Below are 24,512 nucleotides of genomic sequence, written 5' to 3' on the forward strand. Positions count from 1 at the left end.
AACGGCCGCCCCGACCCCAGTAACGAAGGAGTTGTTTTATGCAGCATACCCATGCGCTGGTCGGCGACGTAGGCGGCACCAATGCCCGGTTGGCCCTGTGCGAGCTGGCAACCGGCACCATTTCCCGGGCCAAGACCTATTCCGGGCTGGCCCATCCCACTCTCGAAGCCGTGGTTCGCCTCTATCTGGATGAGCACAAGGTGCAGGTGGGCGAAGCCTGCATCGCCATCGCCTGCCCCATCAACGGCGACTGGGTCGCCATGACCAACCACAGCTGGGAGTTCTCCATCAGCGAGATGCAGGCCAATCTGGGGCTGACCCGGCTGCAGGTGATCAACGATTTTACCGCCGTCTCCATGGCGGTGCCCGTGCTGGGGGAGAGCGATCGCATCCAGCTGGGTGGCTCGGCCCCCGTGGCCGGCAAGCCCATCGCCATCTACGGGGCCGGCACCGGCCTTGGCGTCGCCCACCTGGTGCAGGCGGGTGAGCAGTGGCTGAGCCTGCCGGGCGAGGGCGGTCACGTGGACTTTGCCGCCAACAGCGAAGAGGAGGATGCGGTGCTGCAGGTGATGCGCGCCGAGCTGGGCCACGTCTCGGCCGAGCGGCTGCTCTCCGGCCCCGGCCTCGTCAACATCTACCGCGGTCTGGTGAAGTCCGATGGCCGCGAGCCGCAGGCGTTCGAACCCAAGGACATCACCGAGCGCGCGCTGGCGGGCGAGTGCCTGGACTGCCGTCGCACCTTGAGCCTGTTCTGCGTGCTGATGGGCCGTTTTGCCGGCAACCTGGCGCTCAACATGGGCACCTTCGGCGGCGTCTACATCGCCGGTGGCATAGTGCCGCGCTTCCAGGAGTTTTTCATCAGCTCGGGCTTTCGGGTGGCCTTCGAAGACAAGGGACGTTTCAAATCCTATCTCAAGGATATCCCGGTCTTCCTCATCACCCATGAAGGGCCGGGCCTGCTCGGTGCCGGCGCCTATCTGCGCCAGTCGCTGGGCATCAAGTTGTAAGCAACGACAGGGCGGGTGACGCAATGGCCATGGTTCAGCCTTGATTCAGTGACCATGGCGTAGAGTGTCCCTACGTACTCAAGAAGAGAGGGCGCCATAAGGAATTGGGACTTCTCTTCATCCGCTGGGTGCGTTTGTCACCTGACAAGCCTGAACTGTTTCACCGGCCCTTGTGGCCGGTTTTTTTATGCCCGCCGTTTACTGCCGGCCTGTTTTGCTGGCGATGGCGGCAGCCGGGTCTGTGTGAGGTGGCGGGGCCACAATGCAGTGCGCCTGCCGGTTGGCAGGCGCACTGGGTGAACAGGAATGGGCTCAGGGCAGGTCGAGGGTGAAGCGGGCGCCGCCGAGCGGGGACTCGTCCACCATGATCTGGCCGCCGTAGCTGTGCACGATTTCGGTGACCACCGCCAGCCCGATCCCCTGACCGGGGGAGCTGTCGGCGCGCACCCCGCGCTGGAAGATCTGCTGCGACTTGCCCGGGTCGATGCCGGGGCCGTCGTCCTCGATCTCGATCCGCAACCGGTCGAGCCGGCGGCTCACCGTCACCTTGATCTCGCTGATGGCGAACTTGAAGGCGTTGTCGAGCAGGTTGCCCATCAGCTCCATCAGGTCCCCCTGTTCGCCGGCGAAGAAGACGTCGTCGTCGAACTTGAAGCGGGTCTGCAGCTTCTTGTGGCGATAGACCTTGGCGAGGCTGGCCAGCAGCTTCTCGATGAGGGGCACCGGCTCGGTCCCCTTGCTGGCGAGCCGCTTGCGGCCGGTGACGGCGCGGCGCAGCTGGTACTGGATGATCTGATCCATGGTCAGGATCTGCTCATTGATGTTGTCGTGAATGTCGCGCCCCAGCTTGACCTCCTGCGCCGTCATCTGGATCAGCGCCAGCCGGGTTTTCAGGCTGTGGGCCAGGTCGTTGAGGGCATGCTGGTAGCGCTGGGTCTGCTGGCGCTCGTTCTCCAGCAGCTGGTTGACCGACTCGGTCAGCGGCGTCAGCTCCCGCTCATAGTCGTTGGAGAGCGCCTCCCGCTTGCCGGCCCGGATCTCGTCGATCTGGCGCGCCATGGTGCGCAGGGAGCCCAGGCTCCAGAAGCTGGTGAGCAGCAGCAGGGCGCCGAGCAGGGCGTAGGCGAGCAGGGCCTGGCGGATGCACTGGTAGAGGTAGTCGCGGGTCTGCAGCAGGTAGCGCTTGGCGGAATCGACCATCACCACGTAATAGGTGGTGGGGCCGTCACCGTGGTTGCGCAAGAAGCGCAGGCTGTAGATGAAGTAGCTCTCACCGTTCTTGATGGTGAGGCGCTTGAAGAAGTAGTCCTGATCCAGCCCGCCCAGGTACTTCATCAGATCGTCGCAGATGGAGTCCTTGACCTGGATCACCTCCGGCATGTGCAGGCTGGACCAGCTCAGCTGGCCGTCGGCCCGGCAGATAAGAGTGTCCAGGTTGGGGTCGATGGCATCCGGTGTGAGCCGGCCCAGATCCGTGCTGGCCTGGGCGTCCGGCATCTTGGAGGAGAACAGCTTGGAGAGGTTCTCTTGCATGCGGGTGCTGGCCTTCTGGGCCTGCTCATCGGTGTGGCCCAGATAGAGGATGTAGACCGAGAAGGACATGATGAGCGCGATGACCAGCATGGCGCTCAGCATCAGCTTGATGTGCAGCGAGCGGCGGATGAAGCGCATGGGGCGCGGCAGACGAAAGCCCATCAGCTGCACGACAGATTGAAGATGTAGCCCTGGCGGCGGATGGTGGAGATGGGCTGGATGAGCCCCTCCGGATCCAGCTTCTTGCGCAGCCGGCTCACCATTACCTCGATGGTGTTGGGGTCCCCCTCGCCGTCGCCGTAGAGCTGATCCAGCAGTTGCTGCTTGGAGACTACCTGGCGGGCGTTGCGCATCAGGTATTCGAGGATCAGGTACTCAAAGCTGGTGAGCACCACCGGTGTTCCGGCGATGGTCAGCTCCTTGCGGGAGAGATCCAGCTCGTAGTCGCCAGCCTTGACCCTGGGAGAGATGAAGCCGGCGCTGCGGCGCACCAGGGCGTTGAGGCGGGCCAGCAGCTCGTCCTTCTGGAACGGCTTGACCAGGTAGTCGTCCGCCCCCGCTTCCAGCCCCTCCACCTTGTCCTGCCAGTTGCCACGCGCGGTCAATACGATGATGGGGAAGGGGATCTGCTGCTCGCGCAGCTGGCGGATGAGCTGCAGACCGTCCATGTCCGGCAGGCCCAGATCGATGATGGCCACGTCGATGGGGTAGTCGGCGGCGTAATGCAGGGCCACCTGGGCGCTCTCGGTGCTGTGCACCTGATTCTGGGCTTCGGTCAGCAGGGTGGTGAGGTGGTGATTGAGCAGCTTGTCGTCTTCGACCAACAAAATTTTCATAAGGTGCGCGATCATGGGGATCCAGGCTGTCAATTAGAGGGCTTATGACGGGGAGAGTCAATCCGGATCCTAACAGCCCCGCCTGTATCGGGACTGAATCAGCCCGCCATTATTTACAACCCAGTCATTAGCCGGTGCGGGCCATGGCCGGGAGCTCGTCATCAGAGGTCTGCTGGCGCCACAGCCTGGCATAGAGCCCCTCGCGAGCCAGCAGTTCATGGTGGCTGCCCGACTCCACTATCTGCCCCGCCTCCATCACCAGGATGCGGTCCGCCTCGCGCAGGGTATTGAGGCGATGGGCGATGCTGATGAGGGTGCGGCCGCGGCGGATCGCCGCCATGTTGGCCATGATGGCCGCTTCCGACTCATAGTCGAGGGCCGAGGTGGCCTCGTCGAGCAGCAGGATCCTGGGGTTGACCAGCAGGGCACGGGCCAGGGCGATGCGCTGGCGCTGCCCGCCCGACAGGCGGGCCCCCTTCTCTCCCACCTGTTGCTCGAAGCCTTGGGGCAGCTCGCGAATGAAGGTGAGGGCGCCGGCCAGCTGCGCCGCCTGCTCCAGCTCGGCCTGAGTGGCATCGGGGCGGCAGATGCGGATGTTGTCGGCGATGGTGCCGGAGAAGAGCACGCTCTCCTGCAGCACCACGCTCATGTTGCGGCGCAGGGAGACGGGATCGGCGATGGCGAGATCCATGTTGTCCACCAGTACCTGACCATGCTGGGGCACATAGAGCCGTTGCAGCAAGCGGGTGAGGGTGCTCTTGCCGCAGCCGGACGGGCCCGTGATGCCGATAAACTGCCCCGGCTCGATGGCGAAGGAGAGGTTGGCCAGCACCTCGGGGGCATCCGGCTGGTAACGAAAGCGGATGTGGCGAAACTCGATGGCGCCCTGAAGGGCTGGCACGGAGGCGAGCCCGTGGTTGCCATGCTCCGGCGCCTCGTCGAGGATGTCGCCGACCCGGCGCAGGGCGATCAGGGTGTGCTGAAAATCCTGCCACACCTGGGCAAGGCGCAGCACCGGCTGGGTGACGTGGCCGGCCAGCATGTTGAAGGCGACCAGCTCCCCCGGGCTCATGCGACCGTTCAGTACCTCGCCGACCCCAAGCCAGAGCAGCAGGGCGGCGGTGAGCTTTTGTACCAGGTCGATGCCCTGGCCGGCTGCCAGTCCCACCTTCTTGGCCTGAAAGCCACGCCTGAGCTGACGCGCCAGCAGGCGTTGCCACTCCTGGTAGAAGCGGCGTTCGGTGGCCGTGGTCTTGATGGTTTCGATGCCAGTGACCGCCTCGGTCAGGAAGCTGGTGGCATCGGCATCCGCCTGATACTCCGCCTCGACCTTCTTGCGCACCAGGGGGCCAATTAGCAACCAGAGCAGGAAGTAGATCAGCAGCGAGCCCAGCACGCAGGCGGTCAGGCGCGGGGCATAGTGAAACATGACCCCGACGAACAGCAGAATGAACAGCAGATCCAGCACCAGCATCAGGGTCGAGCCGGTGAGGAATTGGCGGATCTGGGCCATCTCCTTGACCCGGGCGATGATCTGGCCGGTCTGGCGGGTCTTGAAGTAGCCGATGGGCAGTCCGACCAGATGGCGATAGAGCTTGCCGGAGAGCTCGGCATTGACCTGGTTGGCCAGATGGCCGAACACCTGGCCGCGCAGAAAGCCGTAGAGCGGCTCGGCGCAGGCCAGTGCCACCATGGCCAGAGCCAGCACGTGCAGGCTGCCGAGGCTGCGTCCCACCAGCACCTTGTCGATGATGTTCTCGAACAGCAGCGGGCTGGCGAGGGCGATGAGCTGCAGCAGAATGGCGAAGCAGAAGACGTCCCGCAGCTGTTTCTGCTGGCGCAGCACCGCCGGGCTGAACCAGCTCAGCCCGAACTTGACCTCGGCCGGGGTGAGATCCTGCTGGGCCAGCAACAGAAAGTGCCACTGCGCCGCCTCGGCTTGGCTCGGCAGCGGCTGCAGGCTGCTGGTGCCGCTGGCGGGATCAAACAGCTGCCAGCCCGCTGGCGTGATGGCGGTGATGGTGTACCAGCGGCCGTCCCGCTTGAGCAAGGCCGGCAGTGGCAGCGCCGCGAGCGGGCAGCCAGGCCCCTGTGACAGGGCGCTGCGCAGGCCAAGGTGGGCGGCGGCTTCCCGCACCGTTAGGTCGGGTGGTGCCAGATCGCAACCCAGGGCGTGGGCCAGCTGATCGGCATCGGCGGTCAGCATCAGTTGATGGGCCGCGTGGGTGAGGGCGGCGAGGGCGCCATTGGCGACGGGAGCGCGGTCGGCGGCGTGGGTCTGATCCATCTTCATCGCTCCCGCAGCGCCTCGGCCTGATACTCGCGAATGGGGCTCAGCAGGTAGTCGATGACCCGGCGCCGGTCGGTCTTGATCTCCGCCACCACCGACATGCCCGGAGTGAGCCTGACGGGCTGGTTGTCGATCAGCATCTCGCCCTGGCTCAGCTTGACCCTGGCGGCAAAGACCAGCCCCAGCTGCTCATCGGCGGTGGCGTCGCGCGACACGCTCACCAGCTCGCCATCTATGGTGCCGTAGCGGGTGTAGGGGAAGGCGTCCACCTTGATGCTCACCGCCTGCCCCTCGTGCACGAAGCCGATGTCCTTGTTGAGGATCTTCACCTCGGCGAGCTGTACCCCCTCGTTGGGTACGATCACCAGCAACTGCTGGGCCGGCTGCACCACGGCGCCCTGGGTGTGAATGGCCAGCTGCTGCACCGTGCCGGCCACGGGGGCGCGGATCACCTCCAGGTGCTCCCGCTCGCGCAGCTTGGCGAGCTCCTGCTCGATGGTGGTGAGCTGCAGCCTGGCCTGCTGGCGCTTCTCGATCCACTCCCGCTGCTTCTGTGCCTTGAAGCCGGCCAGCCGCTCCTGCAGGCTCTGCTGCTGGGATTGCAGCACCTCCAGCTCCGCCCGCTGCTGGGCGAGCTGGCGCTGGGTCTCCAGCAGCTCTTTTTCCTGCTCCAGATACTCCACCCGGGAGATGGCCTGGGACTGGCTCAGGGTCTGACGGGCCTGCAGGCGGGGCCGGATGTTGGCCAGCAGGGTAGTGAGGGAGGCCATGTCACCCCGCCTGGCGGCCTGGTTGGCCTGGTTGACCCCGAGTTCGGCCTGCAGGTTGCTGAGGGTACTGTGAAATTCGTGCAGCTCGCTCTGGTAGTTCTCTACCAGTGCCTGCTGCTGCTCCGGGGTGAGCCTGGCATAGTCCGGATGCTGGTCGGGTGTCTGCTCCCGGTAGAGCGCCTGGTAGCGGATCAGCGTCTGGTACTGGAAGGCCTGCTGCTGTCGCAAGCGGCTCAGATCCTGGCTGACCCCTAGCGTATTGAGGGTCAGCAGCGGCGCATCGGCGGCCACCACCTGACCGTCTTCCACGTGGATGGTCACCACCCTGGCCTGCTCGTAGGACTGGATCAGCTGGCTGCGGCCAAGCACCAGCAGGCGGCCGCTGGCGGTGGCCTGGATGTCGAGCTCGCCCCAGCAGGCCCACAGCAGGGTCAGCAGCACGCCGGCACTGAGGGTCAGCGCCGTGATGCGGGCAAAGGGAGAGGGGGGCGTCTCGGCCAGCGCCAGGTGGGCCGGCAGAAAGCCGTAGTGGGTATCCGCCTGCCGGGGTGGACGGGGTTGGCGAAAGCGGGCCAGCCAGGTACGCAGATTCATGGGGTCTCCTCGTGCAAGTCCTGCTGCAGCCGCCACAGCCGGGCGTAGTGCTCTCCTCGCGCCAGCAGGCTGGCATGGTCACCCTGCTCCACTATCTTGCCGCGTTGCAGGACTATGATGCGGTCGCACTGGCGCACGGTGGAGAGACGGTGGGCAATGGTGATGACGGTGCGGCCGCAGGCGATCTGGCGCATGTTGCGCTGGATCAGGGCCTGCGACTCATCGTCGAGGGCGCTGGTGGCCTCGTCGAAGATGAGGATCCTGGGGTCGGCCAGCAGAGTGCGGGCGATGGCGAGGCGCTGGCGCTGGCCGCCGGAGAGCGAGCTGCCCCCCTCCGCCAGCACTGTGTCATAGCCAAGGGGCAGCCGCAGAATGAAGTCGTGGGCGCCGGCCAAGGTGGCGGCCCGGATGATCTGGTCCAGGCTGGCATGGGGCACCGACTGGGCGATATTGTCCCGTACCGACTTGTTGAACAGGTGGTTCTCCTGCAGCACCACCCCCATCTGCTGGCGCAGGTGGTGGAGGGGGAGCTGGCGGATGGGCTGGCCGTCGATGAAGATCTCGCCCTGCTCGGGCTGATAGAGGCGCAGCAGCAACCTGGCCAGGGTGCTCTTGCCCGAGCCTGAGCCGCCGACCACCCCCAGCGTTTCACCGGGCGCTATGGTCAGGGAGAGATCATCGATGATGAGGGGGGCGTCCGGCTGATAGCGAAAGCGCACCCGCTCCAGTTGAATGGCGCCGGCACTGACCTGACCCGCGCCGTCACGCTGATGCTCGGGGGGCAGGTTGAGCATGTCACCCAATTTGTCCACTGCGATCCGGGTCTGGATGAACTGGCCCCACAGCTCCACCAGCCGTGACAGGGGCTGGGCCACGTGGCCGGCCATCATGTTGAAGGCGATGAGTTGGCCTATGGTGAGCTGCAGGCTGATCACCTCGCTCGCACCGAGCCAGAGCACGCCGGCGCTCACCAGTTTTTGCAGCCACATGACGCCGTGCTGGGAGGCGTTGTTGAGCTGCTGCACCCGGTAACCGGCGGTCACCATCTGGCTGGTCTGCTCATCCCAGCGCCGCACGAAGCGTGGCTCCAGCGCCAGGCTCTTGAGGGTCTCGGCGCCGGCGACCGTCTCGTTCAAGAAGGCGGTATTGGCGGCGGCGTGGCCGAACTGCAGTTCGACCGCATGCTGCATGCGCGGCGTGATCCACCAGGCGATCAGCACATAGGCGGGGATGGAGAGCAGGATCACCAGAGTCAGCATGCCGGAGAGGCTGGCCATGACCGCCAGGAAGACGAACATGAACAGCACGTCCACCGTCAGGGTAAACATGGTGCCGGTCAGGAACTCGCGGATGGTGTTGAGCTCCTGCACCCGGGTCACGATGGCGCCCACCTGGCGGCTCTTGAAATAGAGCAGAGGCAGGGCAAACAGGTGCTGCACCATGCGCAGGCCGAGCTGGATGTCGATCCGGTTGGCGGTGTGGGCGTACTGATATTCCCGCAATCCGCGCAGGCAGACCTCCACCAGGGCGGTGATCAGCAGCCCGAACACCAGCACGTCCAGCGTCGACCAGGCCTGATGCACCAGCACCTTGTCCATGACGACCTGAAAAAAGAGCGGGGAGATCAGCGCCAGGAGCTGCAAGACCAGTGAAAAGAGCAGTATCTCCCCCAGCAGCCGCTTCTGCTGCAGGAAGGCGGGAATGAACCAGCGGATGTCAAAGCGGCTCTGTTGCCTGCGCACTTCATAGACACGCCCGTTCCAGCGAGCCAGCAACTCCTGCTGGCCGATGACCTGCGGGTTGCCGACGGCGGGGTCCAGGATCAGGGCCTGTTCCCCCTGGCGCTGGGCCAGCACGAAGGGGGCGCCGCTGTCACTGAGCAGCACCAGGGGGAGCGTCTGTTTGGCGAGTTTGCGGGGAGCAATCTGACGTTGGCGGATCCGGCTGTCGGTCTGCTGCTGCAGCCTACCGATAATAATATCAAAGGGTTCGTCTGGCGTGATATCTATATCTTTAGGGGGACAGCCCAATAATCCGGTAATAATCTTCAAGCATGCCAAAACAGACTCGTCATGCGCAGTCATAATATACCCCGTTGCCGCGTTTAAACCCCTCCTGTTTATATGGGGCAAGGTGACCTGTTGCAGGCAGGGCGCGCATACTAACGAGCCGATAATTCCCTGTCAAATTTTATATACACTGACAAACTCCATAATAAATTATTGAGTCCATATATCCTGACGTGTTCCCAGGAGGTGTGCCTCAATTAACCTTAATGAGTTCATTGATATTTATTTTGACGTAATTACTCTATTTTTGAATCATTGTTTAATTGAACCGGATAATATTTTCAAATATGGTAAATATAGCGAAAAATGAGATGTTAGCGCCATGTTGATTTATCTTTGGCGGGATTTTTGTTTTTTGTTTTACCTTATATTTATTGATAATGGAATTTATATGACAGAGCAGTTTGTACAGACAGTATCCAGCGTCAACTACAACAAGGGTATTTTTTCCCTCTATTTCGTCGGCCAGGATCCGCTCAAGATGGCGCAGGGCGTCATGGCGGAAAGTGACAGTGAGCTGGCGCTGAAACAGACGGTTCACATGCCGGCTGCTGGCTTTATGTATATGGTTTCAATGATAAAAAACATGCTTGAAGATCCGCGCATGGCCGCCGAGTTCGACAAGCTGATTGCCGCAGGCCTGATCCCGGCCGCCCCTGCCGATGCGCAGGAAAGCGCTCCTGCCGCCACAGCACAGGCTGCACCGCGCAAGAAGAAATAAATTTCCTGTTTGGGGAGTCAATGCACTTGGTATTGCAACCAACGGAACCGAACTGGCAACAAAAACAACATATGTTGGGAGGAGTCATGCTGCTCAGTCAGCACTCCTCTCTCCATCGGCGTTATTCCGTCGCCGAGTGGCAGCAACGTATATTGCCAGCATTTGAGTTGAACCAGTTCTGCTATTATGAAGACTCACACGGACGCCCGGTTGCATTTTGTAACTGGGCGTTTGTCTCTTTATCCATTCGTAACACCTTGCTGGCCGCCGAGCGCGAGCTGATCCGTGAGGATTGGCAATCCGGCGACCATATTTTTATTCCGGAGATGATAGCGCCATACGGACATGCCCGCGCCGTGGTGAGCGATCTGCGTCGCCGGATATTCTTGCCATGGAAAGGGCAGCGGGTCTGCACCGTGCGTGGTCATGTTCATGCCGAGCATGGTCAATGTGTTCGCAGGGTGCAGTGGTTTTCCATTTAATCATAATGAGTTAATACATGGGAAAGAGTGTATGGAGAAGTATTGAGTACTTCTTTACCGGTAATTACACGGCAGATGACGGAAACAATGATATCGATGCCTATGGCTTTGGTGGCGTCATCCGTGCCTATGGTGGTGACGACACCATCCGGGTCGGATCCATCGGTGCGACCGTCTATACCGGTACGGGCAACGACAGCGTCTATGGCGGTGCCGCCTATCTCAAGGTGGTTGACGACTCCGGCAACCTGACCGTCAAGGGGGCGGCGGGTTACGCCGACATCAGCAAGTCCCAGTCCGGCAACGTTCACTTTGCCGGTGCCAGCGGGGCGACCAACATCGATCACCAGGGGCGCGACGGCGACATCCGCTATCAGGGGGCGGCGCTGGCCAACTTCCTGACCCGCAAGGGGATCAGCGGCAACGTCAGCTTCGAGGGGGCCGGCGGCTACAACAAGCTCTGGCACCAGACCGACCGCGGCGATCTGAGCTACAGCGGCGCCGGGGCGGCCAACAAGCTGGACCGCACCTGGCACAGCCAGTATCAGGGCTCGCAGGGCAACATCCACTTCTCGGGGGCCGGTGCGGCCAACATCATCAGCTCCCTGGTGGAGTCCGGCAACATCACCCTGAACGGGGCCGGTGCCTACAACAAGGTGTTCCGCAAGGGGCGCGAGGGAGATATTAGCTTCAACGGAGCCGGCGGCTGGAACGAGCTGTCTCGGCTGCGCAACGAGCAGGACGAGTACCTGCAGACCCGCGGCGACATCCACTTCAACGGGGCCGGCGGTTACAACCGGCTGCTGTCGGACGTGGCTGAGGGCAACATCCACTTCAAGGGGGCGGGGGGTTACAACCATCTCTCCCGCAAGGGCGCGGACAGCGACAGCTCCCCCTTCGCCGGCGCCCGTGCCGACGAGATCGCGCTGACTACCGCCACCATGGGCGGCAGCTGGATCAACCAGTCCCAGGCCGTCACGGCCATCAAGTCCAGCCTGCAGCCCAATACCTACCTGTTTGCCTTCTTCGATGGCATGTACACCAAGATCAACCGGGTAGAGCTCTCCAACGATGGCGCGAGTGGAGCCCTGCGCTATCACGCCACCTCCTGGTACAAGGAGGGGAACCAGCTCGACGGGCTGGCCGGTCGTCAGATCGACGAGCACAACGGCTTCATCTCGACGCAAACCGACGGCGCCTATCGGCTGAGCGATCTGGTGTTCGAGCGGCGCCAGCGCATCAAGCTGGAGGCGGTAGAGGCGGATCTGACCGAAAACAGCTGGATCAACTACGGTGGCGGCGTGAACGTGGCGGCGGCCGACGTGACGCTCTCCAGCGCCAAGATGAGCGGTTACGCCATTTTTGAGGATGGCACCAAGGTCGACGTGAGCGCGCTGAAATCCCGGGTGCAGGCCAACACCTATGTGTTTGCCAAGCAGCTTGGCCCCTACACCAAGATAGTGGTGGTGGAGCTGGCCAACGACCGGGAGACCGGGGCGCTCAAGTACCTCGCCAAGGCCTGGTACAAGGAGGGCAACCACCTGGCGGGGCTGGCCGATCAGGTCATCTCGGAGCATACCGGCTTCACCGCCATGGGGACGGGGGGCTACTCCCTGAGCGAGGTACACTACCAGCTCGACACCGTCACGGCCGTGTCGGATCGACTGCCGGCCACCCGCGAGTTCTCCAGCCAGCTGCTGCTGCCCCGTCAGCAAAGTGGCGGCAAGAGCAAGGGTGACATCTTCTTTGACGGCGCCGGTGGCGGCAACGTCATCGAGTCCGACGTGACCGAGGGCAACATCCACTTCAACGGTGCCGGTGCGGCCAACGTGCTGATCAAGCGCGGTCAGCGTGGCGACCTGGTGTTCCGTGGGGCGGGCCTTGCCAACGTGCTGGTCCACCAGGGGGCCCAGGGCCGGATGGATGTCTATGCCGCCGGTGCGGCCAACGTGCTGGTGCGCAGCGGGGATGGCGAGTACCTGGCCCGTCTGCTGGCCTATGGCAACATCTCGGTGCAGCAGGGCCGTGGCGACAGCCAGGTGGTCATGCTGGGCGGTTACAACACCCATACCCAGCTGGGCGATGGCCAGGGGCTGTGGCTGGCGGGGGGCGGTTTCAACCTGCTGACCCAGGTCGGCAACGGCCGGCTCGATGCCCTGTCGGTGGGCGGTGCCAACGTGCTGACCAAGTTCGGCGCGGGTCAGCTGACGGCCGGACTGCTGGGCGGGGCCAACGTGTTGACTCACGTCACCCAGGGGGACGAGGCTGCCGATACCCGCGCCGTGCTGCTGGGGGGCGCCAACGTGCTGACCAAGAAGGGCAACGGCAAGGTACAGGCCATTCTGGGGGGCGGCGCCAACGTGCTGACCCAGATTGGTCAGGGGGATACCCAGGCGCTGCTGCTGGGGGCTGCCAACGTGCTGACCCGGGTCGGCGATGGCGATCTCTCCACCGTGATGCTGGGGGGCGCCAACGTGCTGACCCATGTCGGCAACGGCGACACTCTGGGTGTGATGGGGGCCGCCGGCAACCTGTTTACCAAGGTGGGCGACGGCACGGCCATTGCCGCCATGATCGGCGCCGGCAACCTGTTTACCCAGATAGGCCAAGGCGATGCCTGGGCCCTGATGGGCGGGGTGGCCAACGTCTTCACCAAGGTGGGCGATGGCAATGCACTGGCGCTGATGGTGGCCAAGGCCAACGTCTTCACCCATATCGGTGACGGCCTGACCGTGGCGCTGATGCTGGCCCAGGGCAACCTGGCGACCAAGGTGGGCAACGGCATGACGCTGGCCGCCATGGTGGGCAATGCCAACGTTTTCACCCACGTCGGTGCTGGCGAGACCTTCGCCGCCATGCTGGGGCAGGCCAACCTGTTCACCAAGGTGGGGGATGGCCTGACGGCCGCGCTGATGATCGGCAAGGCCAACGTCTACAGCCACATTGGCAACGGCACCAGCCTGGGGCTGTTTGCCGGCGAGCTGAACGTGATGACCAAGGTGGGCAACGGCACCACGCTGGCAGCCCTGTTCGGCAAGGCCAACATAGTGACCCATGTCGGCAGCGGTCTGACCGGCGTGCTGGCGCTGGGCAAGGCCAACATCATCACCAAGGTGGGGGATGACTTCCTCGGCGCCATCGCCAAGGCCGATGCCAACGTGCTGACCCATGTGGGCAATGGCACCACCGCCGGCGTGCTGTGGGGCAAGGGCAACCTGCTGACCAAGATAGGTGACGGCACCACGGTGGGCCTGCTCATCTCCGAAGTGGGCAACGTGATGACCCACGTCGGGGCCGGCAGCACCATAGGCCTGGCCAAGGGGCGCGCCAACCTCATCACCAAGGTGGGTGACGGGCTGGTGGTGCAGGGCGCCTGGGGCGACGTCAACCTGCTGACCCAGGTCGGCAACGGCGATCGCTACAGCTTCGCCAAGGGCCGCGCCAACGTGCTGACCAAGGTGGGGGATGGCCGTGAAGTGGCCGTGCTGCAAGGGGAGGCCAACCTGGTCACCCAGGTCGGCAACGGCGATGGCTACACCGGCGCCTGGGGCAAGGCCAACGTCATCACCAAGGTGGGGGATGGTCGTCAGGTCGTGCTGGCCAAGGGCGATGCGAACATAGTGACCCAGGTCGGGGATGGCGAAGGCTATCAGGCGCTGCTTGGCAAGGCCAACATCGTCACCCGGGTGGGGGACGGCATCCAGGTCACCCTCGCCAAGGGGGAGGTCAACCAGACCACCACGGTCGGGGACGGTCTGAGCGTGACGGCCGCCTACGGCAAGTTCAACAACAACGTCAAGGTAGGTGATGGCACCACCGTCAACCTGGCCTGGGGTGATTACAACCTCAACACCAAGGTGGGGAACGGCCTCAACGTTGCTGTCATGAAGGGCAAGGGCAATGCCAATGTCCAGATCGGCGACGGGCTGGACATCACGGCCGCCTATGCCCGCCACAACGTGGCGATCAAGATCGGCAACGGCGACTTCTACAGCCTGGCTGTCGCCAGCAGCAATACCAGCAGCAACAAGCTCGGCACCCTGTTTGACAACATCAAGCAGACCCTGCTCGGCAGCGCGGGCAACCAGGCCATCAACTATCTGGTGCAGGGCGATGAACATGGCCCGATCAAGACCCCGCAAGCGGCCAGCCTGGGTGAGGTGCAGGGACTGAGCGGCTTTGGTCTGGACGAGATAAGCGAGGTGAAATCCTCCCTGGCCGGCAGTCTGACCGGCAAGGTGAGCCAGGCCGGCGAGCGCGACGAGCAGGCCATGGACAAGGCGCTGCAGCTCGATGAGCAGGGGCTGGCCCGAGGGGGCGAGAACCTCATCGTCAACGGCGATTTCGAACAGGGTGCGCACGGCTGGCAACATGCCGGCGCCGGCATCGAGGCCGATTTTTCCGCCGCCACTTACGGGCTGGCGACCGACGGGCACGGTGCCCGGGTCAGCGAACTGTCGACTGACCGCAATACCCAGATTTCCCAGGATCTTGCCGGCCTCAAGGCGGGCGAGACCGTCAACCTGACATTTGATTTTGCCCGTCGGGCCAATATTTCCCTGCAACACGGCATCGAGGTGCTGTGGAATGGCGAGCGGGTGTTTGCCAGCGAAGGGGACGCCAGCAGCTGGCAGAGCAAGGCGCTGACGCTGACGGCCAGAGAGGGTGCCAATACCCTGGCGTTCCGCGGTACCGGTGAGAACAACGGCCTTGGCTACCTGCTCGACAATGTGGTGGCCACCGTCGCCGGCAAGGCCGAGATAGGCCAGGTCAGCGCCCAGCTGGCACAAGACGACAACGCCGCCCGGGCGAGAGGCGATCAGGCGAGTGCCGATGCCGACAAACAGCGGCTCGAGCAGGAGAAGGCGCAGCAGCTGGCCGCCATCGCCGGGAGCCAGTCCCAGCTGGAGGCTACCGACCAGCAGAAGCTGGCGGAGAATGGCCAGCAGCAGCGTGCCGCCATCGAGGCGGAAGCCCGCGACATGACGGCGCAGCTCGATACGCTGGCCCGCCAGTTTGACCAGGTCAGATCCCCTGACGCGGCGAGCGAGCCGTCCGGCCAGCATTGGCGCACCGGCTTTGCCGACCACCTGCTGAGCACGGTTCAGGAAGATCTGGACGATGCCGGCAGCACGGCCGGCACGGCGATCGAAGATGCCAGGCTCCGCCATGAGGCGCAGCACCAGCAGGTCGATAGCGCGCTGGCCAAGTCCAAGACGGGTCAGCAGCGCAGCGAACAGCTGCAAGGTGACGCCGAGGCGGCTGGCCAGCAGCGGGCCGCCCAGGCCGAACAGCGCCGTCTCGACGCGCTGGCTCGCCAGGGAGAGGCTGCATCGCGCCAGCAGCAGGGCGAAGCGAGTGCCAGCCAGGCGCAGCTCGCCGGCGAGCAGGCGGCCAGCCAGGCCGGTTTGCAGGCCAACCAGGCCAAGCAGAATGCGGCGAGCCTCAAGCAGAGCGGCGACAAGCCGAACCGCCAGGGTGCCCAGCCCGGCCAGCCCTCGGCCACCGCACAGCCCCTGCCGCAGGCCGGCGAGCTGGATGTGCCCGCCGTCGGCACCGTGTCGGCTCCTGATGAGGTCCAACCCTCGGCCATCGACACTGCCACCGGGCTGAGCGAGCAGGAGCAGTCCGCCCTCGACGGGGCGCTGGCGGCGGTCAACCGCCTGCAGATCAATGCCGGGATCCGTCAACCGGCGACACCGCCGGTGGCCCCGACTCCAACGCCAACCCCAACCCCAACACCGAGCCTGGTGCAGGAGGAGGCGCAGGCGACAGCCACGGCGACCAAGCCGGTGCAGCAGCATGAGGTACTGGCCACGGCTGCCGTGGATCTCACCGGCCTGCATGGCCCCCGCACGGGCAGCAAGGCCGTGCCTGAGTTCAGCAGCCACTTCAACGGTTCCTCCATCGGCATCGAGAACGAGCTGACTGGGCTGGTGGTGGCGTTGCCGAAGAACTCGGCACAGAAGTTTGGCTACGTGCACGACGCGGCAGGCAATCCGCTGTTCATGCTGACCAAGGACATGAACCAGGGGGGGTACACCAATCCCGCCGGAATAAGCGATGTCAAAGGGATCAACCAGTGGCAGACCCATACCATCGAGCTGGTGACCTACCCAAGCGAGATGCAGGACCAGCAGGCGGTGGAAGCGCGCAAGGAGGCCATGCTCTGGCTTGCCAGAGAGTTCACCCAGCACATCAGCCAGACCAACCATACCAGGCTCTCTGATCTGGTGAGCGAGGATGGTCGCTTCACCCTGGTCATCTCCAATGCCAACCACGTGATCGCCGCCGGCAATGGCGCCGCCCGTGACGGTCAGGGGCAGACCATCGGCATGACGCCGAGCGGCCAGCAGGCGACCGTGGCGGTCAGTGCCAAGGCGTTTGGTACCGGCTCGTCCCAGGAGATCCGGCTGCTGGAGTCCGCTCCCTGGTATCACCCCGAGCTGAAGGAGCTGTTGCTGTCCAACACGGCCAATGTGCAGTGGGAGGATGCGGCCACCGCACAGAATGTGTTTGCCTACCTCACCTCCATTTACGGCAAGACGGCCGATCTGGCCCGGGAATACGGCATTCACATCAATGACTGGGATCCGCTGGCCGAGGGGATCACGCCCAACGCCCAGGGGTTGACCGATCCCAAGGTGAAGAATGCCTGGGAAATCTTGCCAAGAACCAAGCCGGTGGCCATGTTGGCGCTGCTCAGTGCCCATGACCGCAAGCTGGTGTCCGAGCAGATCCTGGCGACCCTGAAGTCGGCCTATTCACCGGCGCTGGCACAGAACATCTATGACTACTTCAAGTTTGGTGGCGAGGTGGCCGGGCATGGCATCAACAATGCCACCACGGGGGATGGCAAGTACCCCGAGCCTGCCATCCTGTTCGAATTCCGTCAGGTGCCGAACGAGCTGAGCCAGTTTGTGCCGAAGTCGGAGTCGACCGCCAGGGTGGAGGTGAAGACCCTCGACCAGTTCGACCCGGTCAGTCGCCGCACCATAGTGGCGGCGGTCAACAACCTGGTCGAGCAGAGCGCGGACTTCGACAGCTGGTATCAGGCCTATCGGGAGCGCCAGGGGCTGCCGCCGGTCAAGAATGCCAAGAAGGTGGCCTCTGCCAACCACAAGGCCGAGTGGGTGATGGCCAACCATGCCGAGGCATGGAGCCAGCTCACCGCCGAGCATCAAGCGGAGGATGCAAACGGACTGCAGGCCCTGGGTGGCCACAAGCCGGGGGATCAGAGCCCGGGCGCGGCGGATGCCGATACGGCCCCGCTGGACAAGCAGCCGCTCAACCCGCTGACCCGCTTCCTCAACGACAACCTCTACGGCACCCGCGATGAGCGGCGCCAGGTGGGCGACATCACCCGCCAACTGCTCGACCATGCGGTGAGCCAGGGCGAGGCCGAGCAGGTGACCCTGCAAGGGGATGCCGGCCGTCTATCCGGTTACCTGCACAAGGGGGCCGAGCAGCCAGGGACGCCGCAGGATGGCAAGCCCGAGGTGGTGCTGTTCCTGCACGGTTCGGGCTCCTCCGCCGAGGAGCAGGCCGATGCGGTTCGCAGCCACTACCAGAAGCAGGGCATCGACATGCTGGCGGTCAACCTGCGCGGCTATGGGGCCAGCGATGGCGGTCCCAGCGAGCAGGGGGTCTACCAGGATGCCCGCACCATGTTCCGCTATCTGGTGGAAGAGCGCGGGGTGGCCCCTGGCAAGATCCTGATCCATGGCTACTCCATGGGCGGCCCCATCGCCGCCGATCTGGCCCGTTATGCCGCCGAGCAGGGCAAGCCGGTGGGCGGGCTGCTGCTCGATCGCCCCATGCCCAGCATGAGCAAGGCGATCAAGGCCCACGAGCTGCCCAACCCGGGCGGTCTGGTGGGGGCGATCGCCAAGGCGATCAACGGTCGTTTCTCGGTGGAGAAAAACCTCGACGGCCTGCCCAAGAGCACGCCCATCATGCTGCTGACCGACAACGAAGGGCTCGGCAGCGAAGGGGAAAAACTGCGGGCCAAGCTGGCCGTGGCCGGTTATCAGGTCAGCGGTGAGCAGACCTTCTATGGCCATCTGGCCAGCAACCGCCTGATGGGCCAGTACGCCGAGCAGATCGTGGGTGACTTGTTCAACCGCACGCCGCCGACTGCAGACATTGAGGCGCCTCTCAAGGGCATCGAGGCCATCAGACGCGATCTCAAGCGCTACCAGGAGGCGCTCACCCCGCAGGTGGGCAGCAACGGGGCGACCAGAGACATCCGTACCACCAAGGCCTTCCTGGCCGGATATCAGCAAGGGCTGGCCGGCAAGGTGGTCGAGGGCTTCCAGTCCGACATGAGCATGACCCAGCTGGTGGACCTGTTCGTCCAGCCGACCCTGACGCCACAGCAACAGGGCGCGCTGGCCTGGGAGATCGAAAACCGGGCGCTCAAGAGCACCATCAAACCCAGGATTGAGCAGTCCAACCGTCTGTTCCGCGACGTGGCCTCGCAAGGTGGCACGGATCCATATGCCAGAGAGCATCTGGCTCCCCAGCTGTTGCTGCTCAATCTGGCGGATGACGGCTTCGGCGGGCGCTGCGATCCCCTCTCCAAGCTGGTGCTGGTCGCCAAGCAGCTGGAGAGCGAGGGGCAACCCGATCTGGCGCGGCGCATGATGGAGAAGCTCTACTCCGCAGCGGCGGTGATCAACAACCCGGATCGCTACTCGGCTACCGAGCTGGACAACGCCCGCAAGCTGGTGGGCAGCCTGGCGGAGATCCACACCAACACGCCGGCCGCCTACAACTACGACAGCCTGCGCAGCATCAAGTACGACATCGTCAAGGAGAAGTGGGAGGGCAAGAGTGCCATCTCGCTCGATACCGTGCTCACCAAGCTGACTGCCAAGGGCAGCGATGCCCCCGTGTTGCTGGAGCTGGATGCGCCGGGCCACGCCATGGCGGCCTGGGCCAAGCAGGGAGAGTCTGGCCGGATCTACGGCTTCTACGATCCCAATGCCGGCATCGTCGAATTCTCCTCCGCCGAGAAGTTCAGTCGTTACATGACCCGCTTCTTCGGCAAAGAGGGGCTGGACATGGCCAATGGCTACCACCTCAAGCCGGGGCCGGATGGCAAGCCGCTGTTCTTCAGGGTCAGCGAGATGAACGGCGCCGAGCTCGCCCGCTTCAAGCCATCCAAGGATCTGGCCAACAAGGTCACCCTGCAGGAGATCCTGCAGTTGCCGGTATTTGACGAGAGTCCGATGGCGGAGCTGCCGGGCAAAACGGGAGTGACGGAGCGCACAGCCAGGCTGTTTGCCGACGTCTACAGCCCGGATGAGCTGAAAAAAGCTGCCCAGGTCTTTGCCAAGCCCATTGGCGAGTCTTATCAGCAGATCCTGGATCAGCTCGCCACGCTGCACGGTGCCAGCGGACAGGCCAAGGTAGAAGCCGCATTGCGGTTGAACAATCTGATCGACGACTACCTGGTCAAGCACGAAGGTTCCGGCAGAAACCCGGCGCTGAGCAAGCTGCAGAGTCAGCTTCACGGCAATCTCTATCGCGGCGAGCTGGCCTCGTTGCAGGCCGAGGTGACGGCGCTGGCCAAGACCCGCCCGGACCTGGCTGCAATTGTCATCGGCAAGGCCGCCGAAGAGGCGCAGGGCCAGCATCCGGGTCTCACCCAGATGGTGCTGCGCTGGGCGGCGCAAGACCCCTATCTGGCGGCCAAGGCCGGATACCAGGGGGTCGTGCCGGCGGATCTGCCGTTTGAGGCCAGATTCCACGTCGTCCTCGGCGAACAGCATGACAATCTGAAGAAGTGGCTGAGCGAAGCCCAGGGGGAGGGACTGCTGAGCCGTGCCGTACTGGACGACACCCGCAAGGTGCTTCATCTGGGTTACTCCTACCAGGAGCTGCAGGACATGACGGGGGAGCAGTCCGCCCAGATGGCGGTCTACTTCATCAAGGAGGCCGCCAAGCAGGCAGCCCCCGGATCTGAGCTCTCCGCCGAGCTGATCATGCTGGACAAGTTCGGTGACCGCCGTTACCTCGGCGAGCAGGAGTCCCGCCGTATCGCACAGGTCGAGAACATCTATCACAGCAGCAAGCAGACCGATGTGGCGGCCTGGGATGCCCGCTATGGTGGCGATGCCCTGCGGACGCTGAACAACCAGCTGGACGGGGAGAGCACGCTGGCCGGACAGCTGTCGCGCCTGCTGGATAACCGCAACGGTCTGCTGATCGGCGAAACCCACGGTAGCGACGTCAACGGTCTGCGGTTCGTCAACGAGCAGATGGATGCGCTCAAGACCCAGGGGGTGACTGTCATCGCTCTGGAACACCTGCGCAGTGAGCTGGCTCAGCCGCTGATCGACCGTTATCTGGCGGGGGGAGAGATGTCTCCCGAGCTGACGAGCATGCTCAAGAACAAGCATCTGGAGCCCTCCCTGTTCGAGCGGGCCCGGGAGCGGGGAATGCGGATCGTGGCGCTGGACGATGGCAGCACCGCCAGACCCGCCATCGCCGGCACCGAGCACGGCCTGATGTACCGGGCCGGGGCGGCCAACAACGTCGCCGTCGAGGTATTGGGCAAGTTGCCGGCCGGCGAGAAGTTCGTCGCCATCTACGGCAGTGCCCACCTGGCGTCCCACAAGGGGATCGAAGGTTTCGTACCCGGCATTACCCATCGTCTGGGGCTGCCGGCCCTGAAGGTGGATGCGGACAATCGCTTCCACCTGCAGGCGGACGATGTCAGTCAGCGGGTCGAGTACGCCGATGTCGGCAGGAAGTGGACGCCGGTGGCGGCGCTGGATGGCGAAGACCAGCCGGTTCGCAACCAGCGGGTCAACCAGTGGCAGCAACCTGAGGTGACGCCGGGCAGCGAAGGGGGCGAGACCCGCTTCACCAGCCAGATCATCATCCAGACCGAAGATGATCCTGTGGCTGCCAAGGCCGCGGCCAGCCTGGCCGGCAAACACCCCGACCACAGCGTGGTGGTGCAGCTGGATGCAGATGGCAACTATCGGGTGATCTATGGCGATCCGGCTCAGCTGGCCGGCAATATCCGCTGGCAGGTGGTCGGCCATGGCCGCGATGAGGATGGACAGAACAACAGCCGCCTCAGTGGCTACAGTGCCGACGAGCTGGCCGGACGCCTGCGCCGCCTGGGCGATCGTCTGCAACAAGAGGCCGGCGTGGCCACCAAACCGAGTCACGTCAGCCTGGTGGGTTGCTCCCTGGTGAGCGACGACCTGCAGGCCGGCTTTGCCCGTCGCTTCATCCAGGCGCTGGATAACGAGGGGATCCGTACCCAGGTGTCGGCTCGCAGCAGCGAGGTGGCGGTGGACCAGGGGGGTCGCAAGCACACCCGTGGTGAGGCGGATGTCTGGGCCCGCAAGGTTGCCGCCAACAAGGTGGTGTTGACCCTCAACGACGCCGGCGAACCCGTGGTGTACAACGAGCGGGTGCGCGGCGGCGTGGCTGAAGGGGACATCGACCTGGCGAAAGTGGGCCAGAGCGAGGGCGAAAGCCGTGCCCGGGGCGCCATCGCCGACAACGACGAGACCTTCGTCGCACCCGAGAAACAGCGCCAGCCGGAGACGGCATCGAGCCAGACCAGCAGTGCGGTCAGCTACTCCGGCAACGTTCAGGTCAACGTGGGGGATGGCGAGTTCACCGCCCTCAACTGGGGGACCACCAACCTGGGGGTCAAGGTAGGCACGGGCGGCATGAAGTCGCTGGCCTTCGGCGACAACAACGTCATGGTGCATATCGGGGATGGCGACAGCAAACACAGCGTCGACATCGCCGGCTACCGGGCGCTGGAAGGGGCCCAGCTGTTCGTTGGGCAACGCAACGTCAGCTTCAACCTGGGGCGCAGCAACGATCTCATCGTGATGCTGGAGAAATCCATCCCCACTCCGCCGCTGGTCAATCCATTTGACGGGGCCGCCCGTATTGCCCGTGCCCTGCAGCAGATCGCCGGTGACGGTGCCAAACCGGATTGGGTTGCCAGCCAGTGGGATCAGTGGACCCTGGCCGGCGCCAACAAGTTCGTGGCCGACATGGCCGGTCTGGATCAGACCAGCAGCGTCGAATACGGCTCGCTCACCACCCTGGACAGCGGCAACGAGCGCAGCAGTCGCGGGCTCAAGAGCGACCTGGAAGCGACCCTCAACAAGGAGTTCAACAAGCGCATTTCCGGCGGTGGCCAGGGTGCGCAGGGCCCTCTGGACCGGGCGGGCAAGTTGCGCCAGGCCAACGAGAAGCTGGTCTTCAACTTTGCCGTTGCCGGTCAGGGGGCCGATATCCAGGTCACCACGGGCAACTGGAACTTCGTGTTCGGTGACAACATCCAGGCGATCCTGGACACCAACCTGGGCTCCCTGTTCGGGTTGATGACCCAGGAGTTCACCGCCAGCGGGCAGGCCAAGACCACCTTTACCTTCACCCCGACCGATCTGCCGCGCCAGCTGCAGAACCGGTTGCTGGGTCGTCTGGCAGGGGTGGGGGCCGATACCACGCTGGCGGACATCTTCGGCGTGGATTACAACGCCCGTGGCCAGCTGGTGGCCCGTGATGGGGCGGCCATCGATGCGACGGCCCTGTTGCAGGAGATGCTGGGGGTCATCGCCGAGTTTGGCGGCGATCAGCTCAAGAGCCTGACCGATCCGGCCAAATGGCTCGATCAGCTCAAGGCCGGGCTGGATCTGGGGGAAGATGCCCTCAGCAGCTTTGCCCGTACCCACGGCCTGCAGGACGAGGCGCCCGAAGAGGCCAAGTCAGGGACCGTGACGGTGCAGCAGGGGAACGACGCCAAGCCGGCGGCGCTGCCAGCCGCCACCGAGGAGCGGGCCTTCGGCTTCAACGCCCTGAGCCTGCCCAACCTGTTTGCCACCCTGTTCAACCGGGACAAGCAGGCGGAGGTGGTGGCGCTGGCCAAGAACCTCAAGCAGAACCTGACGGCCGATCTGCTCAACATGAAGGAGCAGACCTTCGACTTCCTGCGCAACAGCGGCCATCTGCAGGGAGATGGCGACATGCATGTCTCCCTTGGCAACTACAACTTCAACTGGGGGGGAGACGGCAAGGATCTGGGGGCCTACCTCGGCGACAACAACAACTTCTGGGGTGGTCGCGGGGACGATGTCTTCTACGCCACCGGCACCTCCAACATCTTCACCGGCGGCGCCGGTCAGGACACCGGGATCATGATGGGGCGGGAGAACATGATGTTCGGCGGGCAGGGTGACGACGTCGCCGTGCTGGCCGGCCGTGTCAACCGCGCCTTCATGGGCGAGGGCAACGATCAGGCCTTCATCTTCGGTGAAGAGGGCATAGTGGAAGGGGGCGCAGGCCAGGATTATCTGGTGACCTCCGGCAACTACAACCAGATCGATGCCGGCGCGGATCAGGACTTCACGGTGACCATAGGTCATCACAACCAGATCCGGCTCGGCGAGGGCGATGACTTTGCCATGGTGTTCGGCAATCACAACCGCTTGCTGGCCGAGCATGGCAACAACCAGGTCAAGCTGATGGGCTATCACGCCACCATCCGGGGCGGTGACGGCCGGGATCGCTTGATCGCCGACCAGGTCGCCAAGTTCAGCCAGCTCGATGGCGGTGCCGGCGATGACCTGCTGGTGCTGGGCGGTTACCAGAACCAGTTCAGCGGTGGTACCGGCGTCGACAGCTTCGTGTTCAGTGGCGCCGTGATAGAGAACCTGGTGCAGGACATCGGCAAGGAGGACTTCATCGTCTTCAACGATGTCAGCTGGCGGGATCTCTGGTTCAAGCGCAGTGGCTACGATCTGCAACTGCTGGTCAACCGTCGTGCCGACGGCACCAGCGAGCAGGGCAAGTTCGAGCAGCTGGGCAGTGCCACCTTCAGCAACTACTTCGCCGACAACCGGGCCCAGCTGGTGATAGGGCTTGGCGAGCAGCAGGCTGACGGCGAGCGCAGCTACAGCGCGCTCTCCCATCAGGCGGTGGACAACCTGATCCAGGCCATGAGCAGCTTCGCCCCCGAAGCGGGCGACATGGGCCTGCTCAACCGGCTCGACAGCCAGGCCAACAGCCTGGTGCAGTCGGCCTGGGGTGATGTGATCCAGGGCAAGGGGCGGGTTGCCTGAGCAACCTGATTTCCCTCCCGTAAGGTAAAAACCTGCTCTTCGGAGCAGGTTTTTTTATGCCTGTCGCATCCGAAACGGGGGCGGCGCAGGCACCAACAAAAAAGC

General features: G+C 64.0%; 9 protein-coding genes. 4 read left to right on the plus strand and 5 right to left on the minus strand.

What is annotated here, in order from left to right:
- Window positions 1–38: 38 nt before the first annotated feature.
- Window positions 39–1,007: a glucokinase gene (gene glk / locus I6L38_RS03715; RefSeq protein ID WP_216989161.1), complete on the plus strand. Its 969-nt coding sequence runs from the start codon at window positions 39–41 to the stop codon at window positions 1,005–1,007.
- A 312-nt stretch (window positions 1,008–1,319) separates the two neighbouring features.
- Here glk and I6L38_RS03720 read toward each other — a convergent pair whose 3' ends face one another.
- The 5 genes from I6L38_RS03720 to I6L38_RS03740 form a co-directional block, all read right to left on the minus strand.
- Window positions 1,320–2,702, minus strand: a complete 1,383-nt coding sequence (locus I6L38_RS03720) for an ATP-binding protein (protein ID WP_005298736.1) — start codon at window positions 2,700–2,702, stop codon at window positions 1,320–1,322.
- Window positions 2,702–3,376: a response regulator transcription factor gene (locus I6L38_RS03725; protein ID WP_010634645.1), complete on the minus strand. Its 675-nt coding sequence runs from the start codon at window positions 3,374–3,376 to the stop codon at window positions 2,702–2,704. Before I6L38_RS03725 ends, I6L38_RS03720 begins: the two co-directional genes overlap by 1 nt.
- Before the next feature lie 127 nt (window positions 3,377–3,503).
- Window positions 3,504–5,663, minus strand: a complete 2,160-nt coding sequence (locus I6L38_RS03730; protein WP_254204184.1) for a type I secretion system permease/ATPase — start codon at window positions 5,661–5,663, stop codon at window positions 3,504–3,506.
- Window positions 5,664–5,665: 2 nt separating this feature from the next.
- A complete protein-coding gene (locus tag I6L38_RS03735) occupies window positions 5,666–7,030 on the minus strand; it encodes an HlyD family type I secretion periplasmic adaptor subunit (RefSeq protein ID WP_216989163.1) in 1,365 nt (454 codons plus the stop codon).
- On the minus strand, window positions 7,027–9,114 hold the full coding sequence (locus tag I6L38_RS03740; protein ID WP_216989164.1) for a peptidase domain-containing ABC transporter: 2,088 nt from the start codon (window positions 9,112–9,114) through the stop codon (window positions 7,027–7,029). Before I6L38_RS03740 ends, I6L38_RS03735 begins: the two co-directional genes overlap by 4 nt.
- Window positions 9,115–9,421: 307 nt before the next feature.
- Here I6L38_RS03740 and I6L38_RS03745 point away from each other — a divergent pair, with 307 nt between their 5' ends.
- The 3 genes from I6L38_RS03745 to rtxA are packed head-to-tail and all read left to right on the plus strand — an operon-like array spanning window position 9,422 to window position 24,407.
- Window positions 9,422–9,820, plus strand: a complete 399-nt coding sequence (locus tag I6L38_RS03745; protein WP_201882924.1) for a peptide chain release factor 1 — start codon at window positions 9,422–9,424, stop codon at window positions 9,818–9,820.
- A gap of 20 nt (window positions 9,821–9,840) precedes the next feature.
- A complete protein-coding gene (gene rtxC, locus I6L38_RS03750; protein WP_010634639.1) occupies window positions 9,841–10,302 on the plus strand; it encodes an RTX toxin-activating lysine-acyltransferase RtxC in 462 nt (153 codons plus the stop codon).
- 17 nt (window positions 10,303–10,319) lie between these two features.
- Window positions 10,320–24,407: an MARTX multifunctional-autoprocessing repeats-in-toxin holotoxin RtxA gene (gene rtxA, locus I6L38_RS03755; protein WP_216989165.1), complete on the plus strand. Its 14,088-nt coding sequence runs from the start codon at window positions 10,320–10,322 to the stop codon at window positions 24,405–24,407.
- Window positions 24,408–24,512 lie beyond the last annotated feature (105 nt).

This window comes from Aeromonas sp. FDAARGOS 1408, assembly GCF_019048665.1.
GTDB lineage: Bacteria > Pseudomonadota > Gammaproteobacteria > Enterobacterales > Aeromonadaceae > Aeromonas > Aeromonas dhakensis.

Coding starts and splice junctions, on each gene's coding strand:
- glk (WP_216989161.1), top strand. CDS start 39: ATGCAGCATACCCATGCGCTGGTCGGCGACGTAGGCGGCACCAATGCC.
- I6L38_RS03720 (WP_005298736.1), bottom strand. CDS start 2,702: ATGGGCTTTCGTCTGCCGCGCCCCATGCGCTTCATCCGCCGCTCGCTG.
- I6L38_RS03725 (WP_010634645.1), bottom strand. CDS start 3,376: ATGAAAATTTTGTTGGTCGAAGACGACAAGCTGCTCAATCACCACCTC.
- I6L38_RS03730 (WP_254204184.1), bottom strand. CDS start 5,663: ATGGATCAGACCCACGCCGCCGACCGCGCTCCCGTCGCCAATGGCGCC.
- I6L38_RS03735 (WP_216989163.1), bottom strand. CDS start 7,030: ATGAATCTGCGTACCTGGCTGGCCCGCTTTCGCCAACCCCGTCCACCC.
- I6L38_RS03740 (WP_216989164.1), bottom strand. CDS start 9,114: ATGACTGCGCATGACGAGTCTGTTTTGGCATGCTTGAAGATTATTACC.
- I6L38_RS03745 (WP_201882924.1), top strand. CDS start 9,422: ATGTTGATTTATCTTTGGCGGGATTTTTGTTTTTTGTTTTACCTTATA.
- rtxC (WP_010634639.1), top strand. CDS start 9,841: ATGCACTTGGTATTGCAACCAACGGAACCGAACTGGCAACAAAAACAA.
- rtxA (WP_216989165.1), top strand. CDS start 10,320: ATGGGAAAGAGTGTATGGAGAAGTATTGAGTACTTCTTTACCGGTAAT.